The sequence below is a fragment of the Collinsella ihumii genome, from assembly GCF_030385545.1.
Taxonomy (GTDB): Bacteria; Actinomycetota; Coriobacteriia; order Coriobacteriales; family Coriobacteriaceae; genus Collinsella; species Collinsella ihumii.
Map to the genome: position 1 here is coordinate 44,145 of NZ_JAUEIQ010000011.1, position 21,179 is coordinate 65,323.

Here is a 21,179-nt window from a genome sequence, read left to right on the forward strand (position 1 = left end):
GTTTGGGGCGCGCGTGCTTGCCTGTGCGGGAACGCTGGGTATGATAGAAGGCCGAGAGAAAGAGGTTCGCGCGTGTTTATCAAGTTCGACAAGTTCTAGCTACATTCGCAGCTGTGCGGTCCCTGACCGCTGCCGCCCCGTGCGGGGCATCGTTTCACGTCGAACCATGCAGGGCGAGGACGCCCTCAGGAAAAGGAGAATCCATGCGCGACAAGCTGGAAAAACTCATCGCTGCCTACGAGGAGCTCGAGAAGAAGCTCGCCGACCCCTCGGTCGCTGCCAACATCAAGGAGTACACCCGCCTCAACAAGGAGTATGCGCACCAGACCCCGTTGGTGACGGCGGCGCGCGAGTACCTGGCGGCGCTCGATGACATCGAGATCGCCAAGGAGATGCTGCACGACACGTCCGATCCGGACGAGAAGGCCATGCTCCAGGAGGACATCAGCGGCAACGAGGCCAAGCTTCCCCAGCTCGAGGAAGATATCAAGTTCATGCTGATCCCGGGCGACCCCAACGACGAGAAGAACACCATCGTCGAGATTCGGTCGGCCGCCGGCGGCGACGAGGCCGCCATCTTCGCGGGCGATCTGTTCAAGATGTACCAGCGCTTCTGCGAGAGCCAGAAGTGGAAGCTCGAGGTGCTCGATTCCAGTCCGAGCGACGCGGGCGGCTTCAAATCCATCGAGTTCAAGGTGTCTGGCGACAAGGTCTACTCGGTCATGAAGTACGAGTCGGGCGTGCACCGCGTTCAGCGCGTTCCCAAGACCGAGAGCCAGGGCCGCATCCAGACCTCCACGGCCACCGTCGCCGTGCTGCCCGAGGCCGATGAGATCGACATCCACATCGACCCGTCCGACCTGCGCGTCGACACGTACTGCGCTTCCGGCCCCGGCGGCCAGTGCGTGAACACCACGTACTCCGCGGTGCGCATCACGCATCTTCCGACCAACACCGTGGTCCAGTCCCAGGAGCAGCGCTCGCAGATCCAGAACCGCGAGGTCTGTATGCAGATGCTTCGCGCCCGCCTGTACGAGATGGAGCTCGAGAAGCAGCAGGCCGAGCTTGGCGCCGAGCGCCAGAGCCAGATCGGCCACGGCAACCGTTCGGAGAAGATCCGCACGTACAACCAGCCGCAGGACCGCGTGACCGACCACCGTATCGGTTTCAACTCCACGTACAACGGTGTGCTGCTGGGCGACCAGCTCGCCACCGTCATCGACGCGCTGGCGGCAGCCGATCGCGCCGAGAAGCTGGCGGAGGCCGTGGACTAAGGCAGCCGTTTCTAAAACGATGAAGCCGCGGGGCGGGAGGGTGCGCTATCCTCCCGCCCCGCGATGCGTTTTAGGCAGCTGTGGCTTTGTCGGGACTGGTGCGAAATGTATATTTCCACTGCAAAACTGCACAAAGTTGCATAAAAAGACGCTCTGAATAAAACCTATAGAGACAGTAGGTTGAGTTTGGTACGATTTTTGAGGCTCATTTCCCCACACGCGCCGCACCCATCAGTAATTCCGCAGGATCCAACTGGGCAAATGCTGAGGGGTGTACCGCCCATGGGCAAAGCTCATCGAAAAATCGCACCAAACTCGCTATACACGTTTTTCGGCGCGTTTGGAGATGGGTTGGTTGGGGACGGGTTCGTTCCAACCCATCCTATTGGGGTGGATTGCCTCCACCCATCCGACCGCCTCGGGCAACAGGCCCTCTTTGCATATGCGCTCTGTGGTTATCGCTTGCTTTTATGGTGGTCTTCTGGCCCCCTGTGCGACAATACGGAAAGCTTTATGTCGATTTCGTCTCACGGCAGATGAACCGTGGATTACCGGGACCGGAAAGGGACGACGCTATGCCGCTCAACAAGAATCCGCGCGTCAAGCGCGATGCCGCACCTGAGGGCCAGCCCACCAAGAGCCAGGCCAAGAAGAGCAAGAAGGAGACGCTTTCCAAGGGCGTGAAGATCCTGATCGTCGCCATCGGCTGCGCGGCGATGCTGCTGTCGGTCACCGCCATGGCGTGCTCGGGTGTCCTGAGCCAGATCACGGGCGACAACAGCGAGGACTACGAGCTCACCGGCGGCGTGGCCGCGACGGTCAGCGGCGTCAACATCACCGAGGACACCATCACCAAGCAGATCATGGCCGTGCGCAACGCCTACGGCTACGGCAGCGAGGGCAGCTGGGCCCAGTATCTGGTCGACGCCGGCCAGACGCCCGAGAGCTACCGCGAGCAGACCATCAACAGCTACGCCGAGCAGTATCTGCAGCAGCAGGCCATCAGCGAGAACGACATCACCGTCACCGACGAGGACATCGAGGAGGCGTGGCAGAACGCCGCGGCGTCCTACGGCGGCGAGGACGCGTTCATCGAGCAGCTGTCCAGCTACGGCTACACCGAGGATTCCTACAAGCAGAGCCTCTCGAACAGCCTTGCCCTCGACAAGCTGAAGGAGAAGGTGTGCCCGGTCGACGATCCGAGCGACCAGGACATCATCGACTACCTGAACGAGAACCTCGACACCTACAACGACGCACGTCGCTCCTCCAACCTGCTGGTGAGCGTGGCGTCCGACGCTACCGACGAGGAGAAGGCCGATGCCAAGGCGAAGGCCCAGGAGGCGCTCGACAAGATCAACTCCGGTGAGCTTTCGTTCGAGGATGCGGTCGAGCAGTACTCCGATGACTCCGGCTCCAAGGAGGACGGCGGCGACGTGGGTTGGGACAAGCTCACGAGCTTCGTGACGGAGTACCAGGACGCGCTGAGCGCCCTGTCGGTCGACCAGGTGAGTGGCATCGTCGAGAGCACCTACGGCTACCACATCATCAAATGCACCGGCTACTTCCATGTCGACAACGAGGTCACCTCGATCGACGAGGTGCCCGAGGAGATCCGCACCTACATCTCCAACATCGTGAAGACGCAGGCCGAGAGCTCCGCGTGGACCGAGTGGTGGAACAACTACAAGGAGCAGGCCGACATCCAGATCAACCCCATGCCCGAGAACGTTCCCTACAACGTGAGCCTGGACGGCGTCGAGCCCTCTAACGGCAGCGCCCAGTAGGACGGGGCATCGGAGATTCGGCTGCGCCGCCGCGGCCTTTTGGCCCAACCGCCGCGTCCGCGGGCGTGCGCATGTGATCGCGAAGAGGCTCGCCGAGACGGTCGAGGGTCCCCCGAACGGGGTCCTCGCCGTCTCGGCGAGCCGCAAGGATAAGGAGGACATATGACGAGCGAAGAGCTGCACGAGCAGATGATCGCGGCCATGAAGGCCAAGGACAAGACAAGGCTGTCCATCATCCGCCAGGTTATCGGCGAGGTGAAGAACATCGAGGTCAACGAGCGCCGCGATGCGACCGAGACGGACGTCGACAACATGATCAAGCGCCTCATCAAGCAGACGAACGAGACGCTGGAGATGTCGATCAAGGCCGCCAACAACCAGGAGCGTACCGATACGCTCACCGAGCAGGTCAAGATTCTCGAGAGCCTGCTGCCCGAGCAGGTGACGGGCGATGCGCTCATCGCCCTCATCGAGCAGACGATCGCCGAGCTGGGCGCTACGTCCAAGAAGGACATGGGCCGCGTGATGGGCGCGCTCACCAAGGCGACCGGGGGCAACTTCGACAAGCCGATGGCAGCCAAGGAGGTCGGCGCGCGCCTTATCTAGGTTCAGCGGCGTTATACATTCTTGGTAACCAAACTGTTTCGGGAAGCTGCCTGTAAATACTGCATTCAAGCGGTGTGTATAATGGAGCTCCAATAGGGTAAATCCTTTTTCACCATACCGGTGGACAATGGTTTTATTCAAAACCCTGCATGTTTCGCTTCGCGTCGCATGCGCTAACTTGAAAATCAACTCGTCGCGGACGCGTCGTACATCAAAGACGCGTCCCGCACGGAACGTACAGCACATGAGTCGAGCCGCCATGACCGCCCGCTCGCGCGGGTGGCGCATATGCTCCACGCGGTTTCGACTCGTTGAAGGAGGGGAACCGCGCCAATGGCCGACATGATCGAAATCCGTGGGCTGAACAAGTATTTCGGCGACCTTCATGTCCTGAAGGACATCAACCTCACCGTCAAGGAGGGCGAGAAGGTCGTTGTCATCGGGCCGTCCGGCTCGGGTAAGTCCACGCTCATCCGTTGCGTCGATTACCTCGAGGAGCCCACGAGCGGCCAGGTCATCATCGACGGCATCGAGCTCACCAAGAAGAACCACCTCGAGATGGCCCGCAAGTACTCGTCCATGGTGTTCCAGCAGTTCAACCTGTATCCGAACATGACGGTCCTCGGCAACCTCACGCTCGCCCCGATCAAGCTGCAGAAGAAGACCAAGGAAGAGGCGACGCGCACCGCCATGGCCGCGCTCGAGCGCGTCGGTTTGGCCGCAAAGGCCGGCGAGTACCCGCAGAACCTCTCCGGCGGCCAGCAGCAGCGCGTCGCCATCGCGCGCGCCATGTGCACCAAGCAGCCCATCATCCTGTTCGACGAGCCGACCTCCGCGCTCGACCCCGAGATGATTCAGGAAGTGCTCGACGTCATGATCGAGCTCGCCCAGGACAACATCACCATGATCTGCGTCACGCACGAGATGAATTTCGCCAAGCAGGTCGCCGACCGCGTGATCTTCATGGACGATGGCCAGATCCTGGAGGAGGGCACGCCCGAGCACTTCTTCACCAACCCGCAGAATCCCCGTTGCAAGGACTTCCTCAACAAGATTCTGCACTAGCGAGCCGGCGACGCTCGCCCTACCTGTAGCCCCCTGCGGCGGCTTACGTCGCAGATGGCGATATCCGTACCAGATGGAAGGGGTACCGATCATGAAGAACATCTCTCGTCGCAATTTCCTGCAGGTCTGCGGTCTCGGCATCGTGGCGGCGGCTGGCGCCAGCGCGCTTTCCGGCTGCGGTGGGGACTCCGGCTCCACCACGGGCGGCGGCAGCTCCACTGCCAGCGGCGACTCCAAGATCCAGACCATCAAGGATCGCGGCAAGCTCAACTGCGGCGTCAAGGCCGACGTTCTCGGCTACGGCTATCTGAACACCGAGACCAACGAGTACGAGGGTCTCGAGATCGACCTATGCTACCAGGTCGCCGCGGCGGTCCTGGGTGTTTCCTACGATGAGGCCAAGGCGCAGAAGCTCTGCGAGTTCACCACCGTGACCCCGAAGACCCGCGGCCCGCTTATCGACAATGACTCCCTCGACATCGTGTGCGCCACCTACACCATCACGCCCGAGCGCGAGGAGGACTGGGACTTCTCCACCTCCTACCGCACCGACTCCGTGGGCATCATGGTCATGAAGTCCTCCGGCATCGCCGAGATGGCCGACTTCGACGGCAAGATCATCGGCGTCTCCCAGGGTTCCACCACCAAGGACGCCATCCTCACCATGTTCGAGGAGAAGGAGATCGGCGCGACGCCCGAGTTCAAGGAGTACCCGGACTACCCGTCCATCAACTCCGCGCTCGAGTCCGGCAACATCGACGCCTTCGCCATGGACCGCTCCACGCTGAACACCTACATGAACGATCAGAAGGAGCTCGTCCAGCCCGACATCGAGTTCGGCACGCAGGATTACGGCATTGCCACCAAGAAGGGCTCCGACCTGTCCGACGTGGTCGAGAACACGGTCGTCGAGCTGCTCGACAACGGCTGGATGGATGAGGAGATTTCCACCTGGCTGGGCGCGAGCGCGTAACCGTAGCCTATAGCTGCATGCGGGGCGGACGCCGTATCAGGACGTCCGCCCCTGTGTTGTCTTCAGACAAGGCTGGTTCGCGGGGTCGCGCCCGCGCGGATTTCGCTGCGCACCGGCCTCATCTTGAGACAGATTGGAAAGGAGAGATATGCTCGAGGGTCTGCTAGACGCCAAGCGTTGGGAGATCACGTTGGCGGAGATGCCTGCGCTGTGGGAGGGCTTCGCCTTCACGCTGCAGGTCGTTGTCGCCGGCTTGCTGATCTCGCTTCTGCTCGGCTCCGTCCTGGGCGTCTTCTCGACGACGCACTCGCGTGTGCTGCGCGCCATCAGCCGCATCTACGTCGAGTTCTTCCAGAACACCCCGCTGCCGGTGCAGGTGTTCTTCTACTACATGGCCGGCCCGAGGCTGCTGCAGGCCATCACCGGCGCCGACTCGCCGGTCCGCCTGTCGGCCTTCGCCATCGGCGCGCTCGGCGTGGGCCTCTATCACGCGGCCTACATCTCCGAGGTCATCCGCACGGGCATCGAGTCGGTGCCGCGCGGCCAGATGGAGGCGGCGCTGTCGCAGGGCTTCACCCGCCCGCAGGCCTACGCCTACATCATCCTGCCGCAGACGTTCAAGGTCATCCTGCCCCCGCTGTGCAACCAGGCGCTGAACCTGGTCAAGAACACCTCGGTGCTCGCGCTCATCGCCGGCGGCGACCTCATGTACAACGCGGACAACTTCGTGTCGACCTACGGCTACCTGCAGGGTTACATCATGGCCTGCGTGCTGTACTTCCTCATCTGCTTCCCGCTGGCGTTGCTCGTCCAGTTCCTGGAGCGCCGCTCCAAGCGCCGTCCGCGCGCCAAGAACATCCCGGGCATCACCCCTGCCCCCGAGCCCGCGAAGGAGGCGTAGCGCATGGAGATCTTTACCCAAGCCAACGTCACGTTCATGCTGATGGGCTTCGTGAGGACCATCGAGATCTCGGTTCTCGCCATCATCTTCTCGGTCATCTTGGGCACGGTGCTCGCGCTCGCCAAGCAGTTCTGCACGGGCAAGCTCGCCATCTTCAAGTGGCTCGTGAGCGCCTACATCGAGCTGTTCCGCTGCACGCCGAACCTGCTGTGGATCCTGTTCATCTACTTCACGGTCAAGGGCGATGACATCTTCATCTCGGTGCTCGCCTTCACGATCTTCACGTCGGCGGTCATGGCCGAGATAATCCGCGGCGGCCTGAACTCCATCCCCAAGAGCCAGTTCGAGGCGGCGCGCTCCCAGGGCTTCGGCTTCTTTGCGAGCATGCGCCTCATCATCCTGCCGCAGACGTTCAAGACGATTATCCCCGCGCTGTTCAGCCAGTGCACGACGGTCATCAAGGACTCCTCGTACCTGGCCGGCATCAACGTGGCCGAGTTCATGTTCCAGTCCAAGGTGGTCATGGGCTACACGACCAACCTCGACCAGGTGCTGCTCGTGTACGGTTTCGTGTTCGCGCTATACTTCATCTTGAACTTCGGCATCTCGCTGATCGTGCGCGCCTACCAGCGTCGCGTGGTCGCCGCGTAGCGAACGAGCCGCCGGGGCGCACGCCTCCGGCAGATTGGACGGCCTCCCATGGCACTTGCGAACAAGAAATCGGTGGATGTGACCAAGCTCTACGCGCAGGACATGTACGCCAACGACGCCCTCGGCGCGCCGACCGAGACGAGCGATCCGGAGTACCCCGTGGTGATCACCATCGCGCGCGAGTACGGCACCGATGCGCACGAGATCGGCATCGCGCTGCAGGAGCGCCTCGGCATCCCGCTGTACGACAACGAGCTGCTCATCCGCGCCGCCCGCCGCTCGGACACGGTGGTCGACAAGGTCGCGTCCTACGACGAGATGGTCGCGGCGGAGATGATGACGTTTCTGCCGGACCGCTTCGACTCGCGCACCACGGCCGACAAGCTGTTCGAGAACCTGAAGCAGGTCATCTTGGACGTGGGCTCCAGCGAGTCGTGCATCATCATCGGCCGCCTGTCCGACTACATCCTGCGCGACAACCCGAACCTCATCACGGTGTACGTGACCGCGCCGCTCTCCGAGCGCGTGGAGATCGTGCAGCGCCGCCGCGGCCTGACCGAGGCCAAGGCTGTGAAACTCATCAAGAAGATGCAGCGCAACCGCGAGCTGTTCTACAAGCGCTACTCTGCGGGCAAGCGCAAGCTGCGCCAGGGCAAGGACCTCGTCATCAACCGCGCCCTGTTCGGCGTGGAGGGCTGCTGCGAGATCATCGCCACGGCCTACGAGCTCAAGATGCGCGAGCTCGGTCGCATGTAGTCCGGGAGGGGCGAACTTTTGGGGACAGTCCCTTTTTGTTCACGGCGGCGCAGCTGCGCCGCCGTGAACAAAAAGGGACTGTCCCCAAAAGTTCGCCCCAAAATCAGGCCATGAGGCGCACGACCAAGATGGCCACCTGCGGCATGAGCGCCGACGCGTAGATGACGCGGCAGATCTGCAGCACGGCGATCTTGGCCAGGTCTGCCCCCAGGTCGCCGGCGATGAGCGCCATATCGCTCGCGCCGCCCGGCGATGAGGCGAACAGGGCGCTTTTCATATCGAGCATGCCGGTCTTGGTCGCGATCTTCGAAAACGTGAAGTTCACGATCATGTACATTGCCATCATGATGATGACCGGGCCGACGATGGTGTTGAGGTGCGAAATGGTCTCGGGCGTGACCGATGAGCCCACGAGACTGCCGGCGAGCACCTGTGCAATGCGCTTGATGGTCATGGGCATCGCGCAGGCATCGGTGAAGATGTTGAGCGCAGCGACCACGATCAGCGAGCAGACAAGCGAGCCCGCGGGGATTCCGCTCGCATAGCCCACAGCGCCGCAGGTCAGAGCGATAATCAGGGTGAAGGCGGTCTTGCGCCTCTGCGTGTTGATGAATCGGTCCAGCACGGTCGGGTTGTCGACATGGCTCATGTCGAGCGAGGGGCCGGAATCCTCCTCCTCGTCGATGTTGCGCGTCATGAACTGCACCCATGAGGGCAGAAAGGCGAGCACGGTGGCCAGACGCAGCGTCTGCATGATGGCGACGGTGCTCGCATCCGCATCGAGATCCATGGCGATGAGCGAGACGTCGGCAATGCCTCCCGCGACGCAGGAGAGCAGGCCCGTCATGAGGTCCCATCCAAAGACAACGTGGAACACGATGCCGAGAGAAATCGTGTTGACGGTCAGCAGCGTGATCAGCAGGATAAGCGGCTTGATCATGTACGGGACGTTGCGCACATCGCGCCGTGAGATGGAAAGGCCGATGAATGCGCCCGAGATGCCCTGGGAAATCGCCTTGATGGGAGCGGGCATCTCGGTGAAGCCGGTGAACGCGCTGACGATGCCCACGGCAAGCATGGAGCCGATCATGGCGGGGACGGGTATGCCGATGCGGCGGGCGACCAAAAAGCCCGCAACGGCGATGAACAGGGTTGCCAGGATATGAATCAGTTCCACGGGGCCTCGCGAATCTCGAGAATACTTGACATGTCAACTATTCTAATATGCCCCGAGTTGGTCTGCAAGACGGGGGCGATCTTTTGGGGGCAGTCCCTTTTTGTTCACGACGGCGCGGCTGCGCCGTCGTGAACAAAAAGGGACTGTCCCCAAAAGCCCAAAAGTTCGCCTAGTAGTGGACCACGTTCTCCGCAGCGCGGATGCGCTCGAGTACCGGGGCGGCCTCCGGGCTTCGGAAGTAGCTGTAGGTCGTCTCGGGCACGAGCTCGCGGACGCGATTCCAGTCTCCCGTCTGCAGGGCGCGGCGCACGGTCGAGGCGCTGACGGGGGCGCCGTCGACGCCCACGCGCGGCACCACGACGACCTCGATACCCTCGCGGGGCAGCTCCTCGAGCATGACGCGGTTGTAGACGCCGGTGACCTGGCTGGTCGGCTCCTCGCCCACATAGCGGCGCGTGATGCCGAGCTCGTGCGCGATGCGGCTGAAGATGGCGATGTCGAGGCGCGCATGGCCCTCGTTGACGGCGGTGTCGTCTTTCAGGAAGTAGCTCGGGAAGGTGGCCGACGAGATGATGTAGGGACCGGAGTCGTGCACCACGACGTTGTCGATTTCGGCGACGCCGTCGCACACGAGCTTCTTGCGCACGGCGAACGGCACCAGACTCGCATCCTCGCTCACGACGAACAGGTGGAGCGTGTCGACATCCGCGGCGGCGACTTCGACCAGATGCTGATGGCCGAGGGTAAAGGGGTTGGCGTTCATGATGACGGCGCCTGCGGTGCCCTCTCGACGCGTCGCGGAGAGGTTGCGCAGGTAGGAGGCGAAGCCGTCGAGGCGGTTTTCCAAAAAGACGAGCATGCCGTCGACGCGGGCGATCTCCTTGAAGCCGAGGTCGCAGAAGAACTTCGCCGACGAGACCTTCGTATACACGAACAGATGGGTGTTCCCGCGCTCATACTGCACATCGATCAGATGGGTGATGAGCTTGTTCATGAGGCCCTCGCCCTGATAGCGGCTATCGACCGCGAGACAGCGCAGGGTGTTGCCAAAGCAGCTGCCCGTTGCGATGACGTTCAGGTCGTTATCTTGGATCGCGCAGGTGTAGTCGAGGTTGCCGTCGCGCTGGATGCCCTCCCGTTCGAGGAGGGCGTCGACTTTGGAGAGGGTGTAGGCGTCTGACGGCCAGACCTTGGACACGGTGTAGTCTTCCATGGTGGTCCTTTCTGGATGGGGGAGGAGGCGGACGAAAAGAGCGTTACGGCAGGTCAGACAAGGCGCTTTGGGGCGATATCGCGGTGTTGACCGGACTTGCGCCCGATCCGCGGGCGTACTGCTCCTTGATGAGGTCCACAAGCGCCTGGACTTGGGGGAGCTGCTCCGCCTCCTTCTGGCAGTCGATGTACATACGCCGGATGAACGGCTCGCCGTTGGAGAACATGCACGGACGAATGCAGCCGTCGAAGCCGCCGAGCACGATTTCGGGGAGCAGCGCCCAGCCGATGCCCTGCTTGACGAGCTCCTGACAGGTCATGAGGGCGGTGACGTTGATTCGATTCGCGGTCTGCGCAAGGTTGTTCTCGTGCAGCCACCGCGTCATGAGCGCGGTGTGCGCCACGTCGGTGGTGTGGTTGATATAGGTCAGCTCCGACAGCGGCGTATGCTCGTTCTCGTGCGTGCAGACGGCGCAGATGCGCTCTTGCGACAGAAGGTACTGCATACCGTCCCAGGGAAACTCGCCGCGCAGCACCGCGACATCGAGCTCGCCGCGCTGCAGCAGTCCGTGCAGGTCGCGGCTCTGTCCAGTGACGATGTTGAGCTGCACCTGGGGGTAGCGCCGGTGATACTCGGTGAGCAGCTCGGACAGGTGGATGAAGGCGTAGTTGACCGAGAAGCCCGCGCTCAGCGTGCCGCAGACCTTGTCTTGGGCGGCGTCGAGCTCGCGGCGCAGAAGACCGAGTTCGCGAGCTGCCTGCGCGGTGTGCTCGAGCACCAGTTCGCCGGCGGGCGTGAAGCGGACGCCCTTGCGCGTGCGCAGGACGATCTCGCACCCTAGCTCGCGCTCAACCGCCTTGATGCGTTTGGAAAGGGCCGACTGCGTGAGATAGAGCCGGTCGGCGGCATGGGTGATGTTGCCGCACTCCTTGAGCACATGCAGCAGCGCGAAGTCCTTTTCGTCCACCGGCGGCCCTCCTTTCATGTCTATACGCCGGCTTCATGGAAACCGGTGTATAGGATTCCGCAACGTAATGGAAATGGTAGCAACGCATGGATTGCATTCTATGCAATATCGTTCTGGACCGCGTTTCATATTTGGAATGTTAGCTGCAAGAACAGCATAAGAACAGGCAGGCGGATGGGTTTTGGAGCTGAACGGTCGCGCACCGCGAGAAATCTCGGCGAGAGCAGAACAATTCCTAACTGGAATGGAATACAAGGTAAATCAAGAACTTCTAATACTGATAACCACTTCCTATGATTGCGATGAAGCGCTTGGGAGGGCAAATCGGACCGCAAGGGTCGTCCCGAGCATAGGAAGAAGGGAGTGCAAATGGTTGTCGAGAAGACCGCGATGGCCGGCACGCTCGAGTCGAGCGACGCTCAAGTGACCGTGTCGCCCGCCGATACATTGGAAGTCATCATCGAGAGCAGCGTCATCAACCAGTACGGTCGCCAGATCAAGGCCACGGTCGAGGATGTCCTCGACCGCCTGGACATCAAGCAGGGCCTGATCTCCATCGTGGACAAGGGTGCGCTGGACTGCACGCTCAAGGCCCGCGTCGAGTGCGCGGTGTTCCGCAGCTGCGACGCATCGCTCACCGATATCCCCTGGGGAGGTGCTATTCGATAATGGCAGACAAGATCACCCGCCCGCGCCCGAAGAAGGATCGTCTGCGCCGCACCATGATGTTCATGAACGCGCAGCGCCCGGGCCTCATCAAGGACGCCTATATCTATGGTGTCGACTCGATCATCCTCGACCTCGAGGACGCGGTCGCCGTCAACCAGAAGGACGCTGCTCGGTTCAGCCTCTACCACGCGTTGACCACGATCGACTACGGCGACACCGAGGTCATCGTCCGCATCAACGGTCTCGATACGGAGTACTGGCAGGAGGACGTGCGCGTGTGCGTCGCCGGCGGTGCCGACGGCATCCGCATCGCCAAGTGCGAGAGCGCCGACATGGTCCGCCAGGTTGAGGCCGCCGTCGAGGCCGCGGAGCGCGAGTTCGGCGTCGAGGTCGGCCGCACCCTGCTCATCGCCTCTAAGGAGGCGCGCTTCACTCAGGATCCGCGCGAGCTCATGATGGCCAAGAATGCTGCCGACGTTATCGCCGCGCTGCCGTATTTCAAGAACGGCTTCTCATTCCAGACCGGTGTCGGCGGCCCGTCGCTCGCGGTGAATCGATTCCTCGAGGATCACATGCGCGAGGAGAACATCAAGATGGGCTTCGCTCTGGGTGGCGCGTCCGGTGCTATCTGCAATCTGTTGGACAAGGGACTTGTTGGCAAAATCATCGATGTGCAGGATTTCGATCAGACCGCAATCAATCACCTTGCGAACAACCCGAACCATGTGGAGATGAGTCAGAGCGAGTACGCGAACCCCGGATCCAAGGGCTCGTTCGTGAACTATCTGGACTACATGGTGCTTTCCGCTCTCGAGATCGACACCAAGTTCAACGTCAATGTCGTTACCGGCTCCGATGGCGTGGTCCGCGGCGCTCCCGGCGGTCACCCCGATACCGCGGCAACCTCGAAGTGCTGCATCATCGTGACACCGCTCGTGCGCGGCCGCATGCCCGTTGTGTGCAAGGACGTCACCACCGTCACCACGCCGGGCGAGTGCGTCGACGTGCTCGTGACCGACTACGGCACCGCGGTGAACCCCGCCCGCACTGATATCATCGAGTGCCTGGATGCGGCCGGCATCCCGCATGTCAGCATTGAGAGCCTGCAGGAGAAGGCCTACTCCATCGTGGGCGAGCCCGACCCGCTGCAGTGGGAGGATAAGGTCGTCGCCATCGTCGAGGCGCGCGACGACACCATCCTCGACGTCATCCGCCAGATCAAGCCGTACGACTTCGAGTAGCGTCCCCTGACGGCGACGGTTTTCCGAGCATGCGCACCGGGCCCCCGACAGCACCTGCTGCCGGGGGCCCGGTCCTTTCTGCGGGCATTAGGTGCTTGGCTCAAACATTCTCAATACTCATGAAAAAACATTACAAAATGGAATGCCTGACTGAGAGACATCAGAAAAACAAGCAAGCGGATGCTGAGATACGCTGAGCGGTCAAAAAACATCTGAGGAACACCGCTTTTCTTAATTATTCCTTATACGACTCAATTCCAAGCTATCATGACCCAAAAAGTTATGGCTGATTCTTCTATGATGGTCGCGACGTGCAAAGCACATGAATCCGTCATGCGTCGAAGCTGCTCGCCCCGACGCATGACGGGAGCAACGGAAGGGAGTGCGAATGGTTATCGAGAAGACCGCAATGGCCGGCACGCTCGAGTCGAGCGACGCCCAAGTGACCGTGTCGCCTGCAGACAAGCTCGAGGTTGTCATCGAGAGCAGCGTCATCAACCAGTACGGTCGCCAGATCAAGGCCACGGTCGAGGAGACCCTGGGCCGCCTCGGCGTCGAGACCGGTCTGGTCTCCGTCGTGGACAAGGGCGCGCTTGACTGCACGCTCAAGGCCCGCGTCGAGTGCGCGGTGTTCCGCAGCTGCGACGCGTCCATGGTCAACATCCCCTGGGGAGGTGTCATCCAGTAATGGCAGGCAAGATCACCCGTCCGCGTCCGAACAAGGACCGTCTGCGCCGCACCATGATGTTCATGAACGCGCAGCGCCCGGGCCTCATCAAGGATGCTTATATTTACGGCTGCGACTCCATCATGCTCGACCTCGAGGACGCGGTCGCCGTCAACCAGAAGGACGCCGCCCGCTTCTCGCTGTATCACGCGCTGACCACGATCGACTACGGCGACACCGAGGTCATCGTCCGCATCAACGGCACGGACACCGAGTACTGGCAGGAGGACGTGCGCGTGTGCGTCGCCGGCGGTGCCGACGGTATCCGTATCCCGAAGTGCGAGAGCGCTGAGCAGGTCAAAGAGGTCGAGGCCGCCGTCGAGGCTGCCGAGAAGGAGTTCGGCGTCGAGGTCGGCCGCACGCTGCTCATGGCTGCGCTCGAGAGCCCGCTGGGCATCATGAACGCCTACGAGATCTGCACCGCGAGCGACCGCATGCTCGGCTGCGCCATCTCCGGCGGCGACTTCCGCACCTCGATGCGCGTGCAGATCGAGCCCGACGGCATCGAGATCAACACCGCTCGCTCCATGATGCTGCTCGCCGCCCGCGCTGCCGGCGTTCAGTGCCTCGACACCATGTATCCCAACCTGGACGACGAGGAAGGCTTCCGCCGCGAGGTCGATCTCATCGTCCGCATGGGCTTCGACGGCAAGTCGCTGATCAACCCCAAGCAGATCGCATATGTCCACGAGCGCCTGGCGCCCACCCAGAAGCAGATCGCTCATTCCGAGAAGATCGTGCGCAGCTGCCGCGAGCAGGCAGACGCCGGTGTTGGCGTGTACGTCGTCGACGGCAAGATGGTCGATCCTCCGTTCTTCAAGGAGGCGGAGCGCATCATCGAGCTCGCCAAGAAGTGCGGCGTCTACCACGGCGATCTGTAAGAGAGGAGCCAAGATATGATTAATGCAGTCGGAAGGGATATCCCCGACTACCTGCTCGTCGACGGCAAGGAAGTCTATCAGGGCCGCTTCGCCAAGGACGGCCAGATCCTGAAGCGCGACGCGCCGACGACCGTCATGAACGAGAAGCCCGTCGCCGACAAGCTGTGCGCGAGCATCCGCGAGGCGTGCGAGAAGTGCGGCGCCCACGACGGTATGACCATTTCGTTCCACCATGCGTTCCGCAACGGCGACTACACCGCCTCCATGGTGTGCAAGGTCCTCGTCGAGGAGATGGGCATCAAGGACCTGCGCGTGGCCGCCACCTCCCTCGGTGACGCCCACAACCTGCTCGCCGACTACATCGAGCAGGGCATCATCGTCCAGGTCCAGGCCTCCGGCGTCCGCGGTCGCATCGGTGATGTCATCTCCGCTGGCAAGCTGAAGGAGCCGGCGATCATCCGCTCCCACGGCGGTCGTCCCCGCGCCCTCATGGCCGGCGAGCTGCACGTCGACATCGCGTTCCTCGCTGCCGCGTCGTGCGACAAGGTCGGTAACGCCAGCGGTAACGGCGGCAAGAACAACTGCGGTTCCATGGGTTACGCCATCCCCGATTCCAAGTACGCCGACCGCGTCGTCGTGCTGACCGATACGCTGGCTCCCTTCCCGAACGTGCCCGCGTCCATCAAGTGCGAGGACGTTGACTGCGTCGTCGTGGTCGACGAGATCGGCGACCCCAAGCGCATCGGCACCAAGGAGGCCCGCGTCACCCAGGATCCGCGCGACCTCATGATGGCCGAGCGCGCTGCCGACATCATCGCGGCCACCCCGTGGTTCGTCGACGGCTTCTCCTATCAGACCGGCGCCGGCGGCCCGTCCCTTGCCGTGACCCGCTTCCTCGAGGAGCGCATGGACGCCAAGGAGATCAAGATGGGCGTCGCCTTCGGCGGCATCACCGGCAACATGTGCGACCTGCAGGATCGCGGCTACGTGCGCAAGATCGTCGACACGCAGGACTTCGACACCAAGGCCATCGCGCACCTGCACGATTGCCCCGATCACGTCGAGATGACCGTGAGCGACTATGCGAACCCCGCGAACAAGGGCGCCTACGTCAACTACCTTGACTACATGATCCTCGCGGCCCTCGAGGTCGACACCAAGTTCAACGTCAACGTCATCACCGGCTCCGACGGCGTGGTCCGCGGCGCGCCCGGCGGTCACCCCGACACCGCCGCAGGCTCCAAGTGCTGCATCATCGTGACCCCGCTCGTGCGCGGCCGCATGCCGACCATCTGCAAGGACGTCACCACGGTGACGACCCCCGGCGAGTGCGTCGACGTCGTCGTGACCGACTACGGCACCGCCGTCAACCCGGCGCGCCAGGACATCATCGATTGCATGGACGCCGCGGGCATCCCGCACGTCTCGATCGAGGAACTGCAGGAGAAGGCCTACTCCATCGTGGGCGAGCCCGACCCGCTGCAGTGGGAGGACAAGGTCGTCGCCATCGTCGAGGCGCGCGACGGCACCATCCTCGACGTCATCCGCCAGATCAAGCCCTACACCTTTGAGTAACGCTTCCTGGTAGCGACAGCTTTTCCGCGCATATGCGCCGGGCCCCCGACAGCACCTGCTGCCGGGGGCCCGGTTCTTTTTGGGGAGGGGACGGGTTGTTTGGGGACGGGTTCGTTCCAACCCATGGCGGCGCGCTGCGCCGCCATGGGTTGGAACGAACCCGTCCCCAAACAACCCGTCCGCCTGTCTAATATGAGATATCGTCGAGCGTGAAAAGGCCTTCAAGCAGCGCGAAGAAGATGCCGAGCGACAGCAGGTCTGCGGCTCCGCCGGGGCTCACGTTCGTGCGAATGAGCTCGCGATCGTAGGCGGCAAGCGTGCGGATCAGCTCGTCATCCGACACGTCCCGCTCATCGAGCGCGCGGCAGAACGCGCGGTGCGACACGAGCGCATCGGGGCCGCCGCGATGGACCACGTTGGTGTCCTCGAGTTCCGCCATGAGCTTCACGAGCGCGCGGAGCAGCACGATACGCGCGCTTCCCGGCGCATGCCGGTCGGATCGTTGCGAGCGGAGGTAGGGGAGCAGCGTCTGCGCGAGCTGGGGGTACCCTTGGGCCGCCTCGCCGCGCACGCCCTGCATGCCGCGGGCGAGCAGCAGCGCCTCGCCATGGGAGAGCTCGACGGACCCCTCGGATGCCGAGACGCGTTCGTGAAGCGCGCGCACGTCATGGTCGAGCAGCCCCGCCCCCATGCGGGAGACGAGGTCGAGTACCTCCTGCGCACCGTTCTCATCGAGCGCGGATATGCCGTCCGCAGGCATATCAACACCGAGCGCGCCGACGGTGCCGAGCACGAGCGCGAAGGTGAAGTTGGCGCCCTTGTGCGTGTTGACGCCATCCGTCGCGGCAAACATCGCCGCCTCGGCGCGGACGCCGATACGGCGCACGGCGTCGGCGAGCGCGGCGGGGTCGGAGGGGCCTAGCTCGGCTCCGGCGGCAACGTATTCGGCAAAAAGCGGCCCCAAGGCACGGGCGCTCGCCATGAACGTCGAAAGGTCCATGTCGGTATGGGCACCGGTGGTCGCACAGTCCACCAGGCCGGGCTTCGGGGTCAGTCGGGCCTCGGCGACAAGGGAGGCCTCGGCAAGGCGCGCGAGCCCGCAGGCCCGCGCGTTCACGTTGTTATCTGATGCCACAGTCCATCATTTCTTCGTTGACCACACCGTAGGAGTTCTTCAGGTGGGTGCGAACGACCTGCTCGATCTTCTTTTCAGGGCCGAACCGCATGGCGAGGTAGATGCCCCAATGCTCCTGCATGGCCTCGTTGCGGCGCACCTCGGGGCGGGCGGAGACATTGCGGAAATAGCGGGTGTAGGCCTGAAGCGGCTCGATGATGCTCTGCAGGCGCGGGCTGTCGGCTTTCTTGAAGATGAACTGGTTGAATTCATCCCAGTTGTGCACGACGCCCTCCACGTCGTTGGCCGCGTTCAGACGCTGCCCCTTCTCGAGCAGGCGGCGCAGATCTTCGAAGTCGTCTTCGTTCATGTTGCGCGCAGCCTTGGTGGTGGCAAGAATCTCGAGGACGACGCGGATCTCGTAGACCTCGTCGGCGTCGTGCTTGCTGATACCGCGTACCGTCACGCCGCTGCCGGGCTTGCGATCGACGAGGCGATCGGTGGCAAGCTGATCGAGTGCGGCGCGGATGGGCGTGCGGCTGATGTGGAGCGACTGGGCGAGCTGCTTCTCGTTGATGGCGGTGCCCGCAGGAATATGCCCTAAGGTGATTGCCTGCTTGAACGCGTCGAACAACACGTCTTTGAGCGGCGCGTTTTTGGAAAGATCGAGAAACTCGCACAGGGTGAGCATCAAGTGTTCGGTGTCCATGCCAACCTCCTGCGCATCAATCGAATCGTTTCTGAACAAGTATACACGCACTAACACGGCAAATCGTGCGAGACGGGACTGGTTGCCGGCGACAACGGCTCCACAGACGAATGGATTGCCCGGCGGCGCGATATAAAGAAAGCCGCGACCACCGAGATGGTCGCGGCTTTGGAAAGAGGGACCCGATTTACACGTGGATCCGAGCGGGCATTAGCCCTGCGGGACGTACAGCGGGATGGCGCCCGTGGCCATGATCGTGATGACGAAGATCACGAAGATGCACGCGGCCCACTTGCCCGCGGCGCGCTGCCACTCGCCCAGATCCTGGCCGGTAAGACGCAGGAGCAGGTAGATGAAGGCGGTCAGCGGGGACAGCAGGTGGAAGGCCTGGCCCATGAGGGAGGCGAGGGCCATCTGCAGACCGGTGAAGCCGTAGGCGTAGCCAGCCTCGGCGATGGCGGGCATGACGCCGAAGTAGAAGCCGTCGTTCGAGATGAAGAACGTGCCGGGCGCGGAGATGAGGCAGACGATGAGGCCCCAGAAGCCAGCGAGCTGCTGCGGGATGATGGCGATCAGCGACTGCGCGACCGCGTCGGACATGGACAGACCGAGCTCAGAGTCGCCCTGGAACAGGCCCATGAAGATGCCGGCACCGAAGATCAGGATGACGACCTGCACCGCGTCGCCGCCGTTGGCGCCGATACGAGCGTTCTGGTCCTTGATCTTGGGGTAGTTCACGAGCAGGGCGATGATGGTGCCGAGCATGAACAGCATCTGGTTGGGCAGCGAGATGACCTCGATGAAGGAACCGGCGACCAGCCAAGCGATGAGCACGATGGTCATGATGGCGTTGAAGGCCCAGTTCTGGGGACGACGGAGCTCGATGGTCTCGGGGTCGTCGATGGCGCACAGCTCGTCGATCTCAGCCTGCGTGAAGTCCTTGACGCCCAGGCGAGCGCGCTCCTTCTTACCCATGTAGCGGGCAACGACCACGATGTTGAAGATGACGGAGAGGATCATGCCGGGCAGGAGGTAGGACAGGATGTCGCCGCCGACGTTGGTGACCGCCATGGCGCGGGCCGTGGGGCCGCCCCAGGGCAGCAGGTTCATGACCGTGTTCTGGAGGATGACCAGGACGGCGAGGTTCATCTTCTTCATGCCGAGCTTCTCGTAGATCGGCAGGAAGGCGGCGCAGCACACGAGCGTGGTGGTGGTGCCGTCACCGTTCATGGAGATGGCAGCCGCCACGACCGCGGTCGCGATGAGGACCTTCATGGGGTCGCCCTTGGCGAACTGGATCATCTTCTTGGTGATGGGGTCGAACAGACCGGCATCGAGCATGATCGAGAAGTACAGAATGGCGAACAGAAGCAGGATGCCCGTGTTCGCGGTGGTGCCCAGGCCGTTCATGACCCAGTCGCCGAGCAGCGTCCACTGGCTGATGTTGCCGGTGGCGATCAGCATGATGAGCGCGAACACCAGCGGGATCGTGCACAGCGAGACCAACGGCGAGAGCTTCTTGGTCATGACCACGAACATGAAGACCGCGATCATGAGCCAGCCGAGGATGGTTATAACCATAACTTCACCCTTCCCTTTCCCTTTTCCTTTTCCTATTAAGACCGACAGATACAGGTACGGCGTACGCAGCTGCGACGTGCAAAAAAACCAGCGGCGCGTACCGTGTGCTCGTTAGCAAATTAACGGTTTTTGCGTGCGCACTTTGTTGAGGATTGGTAGAAGGAACATCAGAAAAACAGCCGGTACCTGCATAAATATAAACTCCGCAGGTCAAAGCGCATGGACGCAAAACTCCAAAAACGCAGCTGGAGAGCGGATACCGTTCACTCCGCCAACCCTACCGTTCGCCGGTGAGAGGGCAGAGAAAAACCACGGTAAACGCAGGGAGGCCGGCTCCCGCTCGTAGAATGAAGTGGTTGAAAACGGGAGGTAGTTTGGGGTGATAGAGACAAAAGCGCACGTATTGGGCACTGTGAACAACGAAAGTGCAATCAGCGGTACAAGCGCGCATATAAAGTTGGTACTGTAATGAGGCACGGCACGTCTGAATGGGTAATCAGTCACTGATTGCCGAGGAAAAACCGAGGGGAAGTGAATATATGGGCTTCTTTGATTGGTTGAGGCGCAAAAACGACGAACCCAGCGCGGCGTCGTCCGCTCCCGCATCAGCGCCCGCGCCGGCGCCCGCCGCGCCTGCGGCGCCCAAGGAGGAGTGGGAACCCGTTCCCGCGTTCCTGCCGGTCGACGCATCCGAGCATCGTCCGGTCGTCGTTGCCGCCACGGCCATCGCAGCCGGGGATCGCCCCGACAGCCAGATGGTGGTACGCCGCGTCAGCGTCGTGAACCCCGAGCACCGGCTCGTATCGTGCATCGCTTCGTCGATTGCCGCCGGCGCTTTGGAAAACAGCCAGTTCGTAGTCAAGGGTGTCTACAAGAAAAAGTAATTGGAGGAGGACCATGCTTCGCAAATTCAAGATCTCGATCGACGGGACCCAGTACATGGTGGAGATGGAGGAGATCGGCGCGCCGACCCCCACTCCCGCTGATGCCGTAGCCGCTCCCGTGGCTGCTCCCGCACCTGCAGCCGCTCCGGCCCCTGCCCCGGCTCCTGCCGCCGCTCCCGAGCCCGCCGCCGCGACCGCCAGCGCTCCCGCCGGCGCCAAGGTCCAGACCGCCCCGATGCCCGGCAAGATCGTTGACATCAAGCTCAACGTGGGCGACGCCGTCTCCAACGGTACGGTCGTCATGGTGCTCGAGGCCATGAAGATGGAGAACCAGATCATCGCCGAGTCCGACGGCAAGATCGCGTCCATCGCGGTCGCCAAGGGCGACATGGTGAACCCCGGCGACGAGCTGTTCAGCATCGCCTAAG

Annotated in this window: 21 protein-coding genes; 15 read left to right on the forward strand and 6 right to left on the reverse strand. The window is 62.4% G+C overall.

Annotation, left to right across the window (positions count from 1 at the left end):
* Window positions 1-203: 203 nt before the first annotated feature.
* From prfA to QVN30_RS10285, 8 genes are all read left to right on the forward strand, one after another.
* Window positions 204-1,274 (forward strand): peptide chain release factor 1, encoded by a 1,071-nt coding sequence (gene prfA, locus QVN30_RS10250; protein WP_066830560.1) that lies wholly within the window; start codon window positions 204-206, stop codon window positions 1,272-1,274.
* 575 nt (window positions 1,275-1,849) lie between these two features.
* Entirely contained in the window at window positions 1,850-3,061 is a 1,212-nt protein-coding gene (locus tag QVN30_RS10255; RefSeq protein ID WP_289836282.1) for a peptidylprolyl isomerase, read from the forward strand.
* A gap of 162 nt (window positions 3,062-3,223) precedes the next feature.
* On the forward strand, window positions 3,224-3,667 hold the full coding sequence (locus QVN30_RS10260; RefSeq protein WP_087200972.1) for a GatB/YqeY domain-containing protein: 444 nt from the start codon (window positions 3,224-3,226) through the stop codon (window positions 3,665-3,667).
* A gap of 333 nt (window positions 3,668-4,000) precedes the next feature.
* On the forward strand, window positions 4,001-4,732 hold the full coding sequence (locus tag QVN30_RS10265) for an amino acid ABC transporter ATP-binding protein (RefSeq protein WP_066830551.1): 732 nt from the start codon (window positions 4,001-4,003) through the stop codon (window positions 4,730-4,732).
* Window positions 4,733-4,823: 91 nt separating this feature from the next.
* Complete coding sequence (locus QVN30_RS10270) at window positions 4,824-5,705, forward strand: transporter substrate-binding domain-containing protein (RefSeq protein ID WP_289836283.1); 882 nt, start codon at window positions 4,824-4,826, stop codon at window positions 5,703-5,705.
* A gap of 148 nt (window positions 5,706-5,853) precedes the next feature.
* Window positions 5,854-6,606: an amino acid ABC transporter permease gene (locus QVN30_RS10275; RefSeq protein WP_087200975.1), complete on the forward strand. Its 753-nt coding sequence runs from the start codon at window positions 5,854-5,856 to the stop codon at window positions 6,604-6,606.
* 3 nt (window positions 6,607-6,609) lie between these two features.
* Window positions 6,610-7,257 carry an amino acid ABC transporter permease gene (locus QVN30_RS10280; protein WP_087200977.1) on the forward strand — a complete coding sequence of 216 codons (648 nt, stop codon included), beginning with the start codon at window positions 6,610-6,612 and terminating at the stop codon, window positions 7,255-7,257.
* A 48-nt stretch (window positions 7,258-7,305) separates the two neighbouring features.
* On the forward strand, window positions 7,306-8,013 hold the full coding sequence (locus QVN30_RS10285; protein ID WP_239459428.1) for a cytidylate kinase-like family protein: 708 nt from the start codon (window positions 7,306-7,308) through the stop codon (window positions 8,011-8,013).
* A 103-nt stretch (window positions 8,014-8,116) separates the two neighbouring features.
* On the opposite strand, the gene QVN30_RS10290 is transcribed toward QVN30_RS10285, so the two are convergent.
* From QVN30_RS10290 to QVN30_RS10300, 3 genes are all read right to left on the reverse strand, one after another.
* A complete protein-coding gene (locus QVN30_RS10290; protein WP_289836284.1) occupies window positions 8,117-9,190 on the reverse strand; it encodes an AbrB family transcriptional regulator in 1,074 nt (357 codons plus the stop codon).
* A gap of 169 nt (window positions 9,191-9,359) precedes the next feature.
* The gene (gene citC / locus QVN30_RS10295; protein WP_289836285.1) at window positions 9,360-10,403 is read right to left on the reverse strand and encodes a [citrate (pro-3S)-lyase] ligase; all 1,044 of its coding nucleotides are present in this window, start codon (window positions 10,401-10,403) and stop codon (window positions 9,360-9,362) included.
* A gap of 43 nt (window positions 10,404-10,446) precedes the next feature.
* On the reverse strand, window positions 10,447-11,370 hold the full coding sequence (locus QVN30_RS10300; RefSeq protein ID WP_079989084.1) for a LysR family transcriptional regulator: 924 nt from the start codon (window positions 11,368-11,370) through the stop codon (window positions 10,447-10,449).
* A 369-nt stretch (window positions 11,371-11,739) separates the two neighbouring features.
* Between QVN30_RS10300 and citD (QVN30_RS10305) the strand changes: the two genes are divergently transcribed.
* The 5 genes from citD (QVN30_RS10305) to citF all read left to right on the forward strand — a co-directional run bounded on the left by citD (QVN30_RS10305) (window position 11,740) and on the right by citF (window position 16,463).
* The gene (gene citD / locus QVN30_RS10305) at window positions 11,740-12,039 is read left to right on the forward strand and encodes a citrate lyase acyl carrier protein (protein ID WP_289836286.1); all 300 of its coding nucleotides are present in this window, start codon (window positions 11,740-11,742) and stop codon (window positions 12,037-12,039) included.
* Complete coding sequence (locus QVN30_RS10310; RefSeq protein ID WP_289836287.1) at window positions 12,039-13,280, forward strand: aldolase/citrate lyase family protein; 1,242 nt, start codon at window positions 12,039-12,041, stop codon at window positions 13,278-13,280. The genes citD (QVN30_RS10305) and QVN30_RS10310 overlap by 1 nt, the downstream gene beginning before the upstream one ends.
* Before the next feature lie 388 nt (window positions 13,281-13,668).
* Entirely contained in the window at window positions 13,669-13,968 is a 300-nt protein-coding gene (gene citD, locus QVN30_RS10315) for a citrate lyase acyl carrier protein (RefSeq protein WP_066830528.1), read from the forward strand.
* Complete coding sequence (locus QVN30_RS10320) at window positions 13,968-14,888, forward strand: aldolase/citrate lyase family protein (protein ID WP_066830526.1); 921 nt, start codon at window positions 13,968-13,970, stop codon at window positions 14,886-14,888. The genes citD (QVN30_RS10315) and QVN30_RS10320 overlap by 1 nt, the downstream gene beginning before the upstream one ends.
* Before the next feature lie 15 nt (window positions 14,889-14,903).
* On the forward strand, window positions 14,904-16,463 hold the full coding sequence (gene citF, locus QVN30_RS10325) for a citrate lyase subunit alpha (protein WP_066830523.1): 1,560 nt from the start codon (window positions 14,904-14,906) through the stop codon (window positions 16,461-16,463).
* A gap of 187 nt (window positions 16,464-16,650) precedes the next feature.
* Here citF and QVN30_RS10330 read toward each other — a convergent pair whose 3' ends face one another.
* The 3 genes from QVN30_RS10330 to QVN30_RS10340 all read right to left on the reverse strand — a co-directional run bounded on the left by QVN30_RS10330 (window position 16,651) and on the right by QVN30_RS10340 (window position 19,867).
* Window positions 16,651-17,598: a triphosphoribosyl-dephospho-CoA synthase gene (locus QVN30_RS10330; protein ID WP_289836288.1), complete on the reverse strand. Its 948-nt coding sequence runs from the start codon at window positions 17,596-17,598 to the stop codon at window positions 16,651-16,653.
* Window positions 17,585-18,286, reverse strand: coding sequence for a GntR family transcriptional regulator (locus QVN30_RS10335; RefSeq protein ID WP_289836289.1), 702 nt, complete (start codon window positions 18,284-18,286; stop codon window positions 17,585-17,587). The genes QVN30_RS10330 and QVN30_RS10335 overlap by 14 nt, the downstream gene beginning before the upstream one ends.
* 210 nt (window positions 18,287-18,496) lie before the next feature.
* Window positions 18,497-19,867 (reverse strand): CitMHS family transporter, encoded by a 1,371-nt coding sequence (locus tag QVN30_RS10340; RefSeq protein ID WP_204540953.1) that lies wholly within the window; start codon window positions 19,865-19,867, stop codon window positions 18,497-18,499.
* Window positions 19,868-20,406: 539 nt separating this feature from the next.
* Here QVN30_RS10340 and QVN30_RS10345 point away from each other — a divergent pair.
* Together QVN30_RS10345 and QVN30_RS10350 are read left to right on the forward strand one after the other, a co-directional pair.
* A complete protein-coding gene (locus tag QVN30_RS10345; RefSeq protein ID WP_273339923.1) occupies window positions 20,407-20,751 on the forward strand; it encodes a hypothetical protein in 345 nt (114 codons plus the stop codon).
* A 13-nt stretch (window positions 20,752-20,764) separates the two neighbouring features.
* Entirely contained in the window at window positions 20,765-21,178 is a 414-nt protein-coding gene (locus tag QVN30_RS10350; protein ID WP_289836290.1) for a biotin/lipoyl-containing protein, read from the forward strand.
* Window position 21,179: the final 1 nt, after the last annotated feature.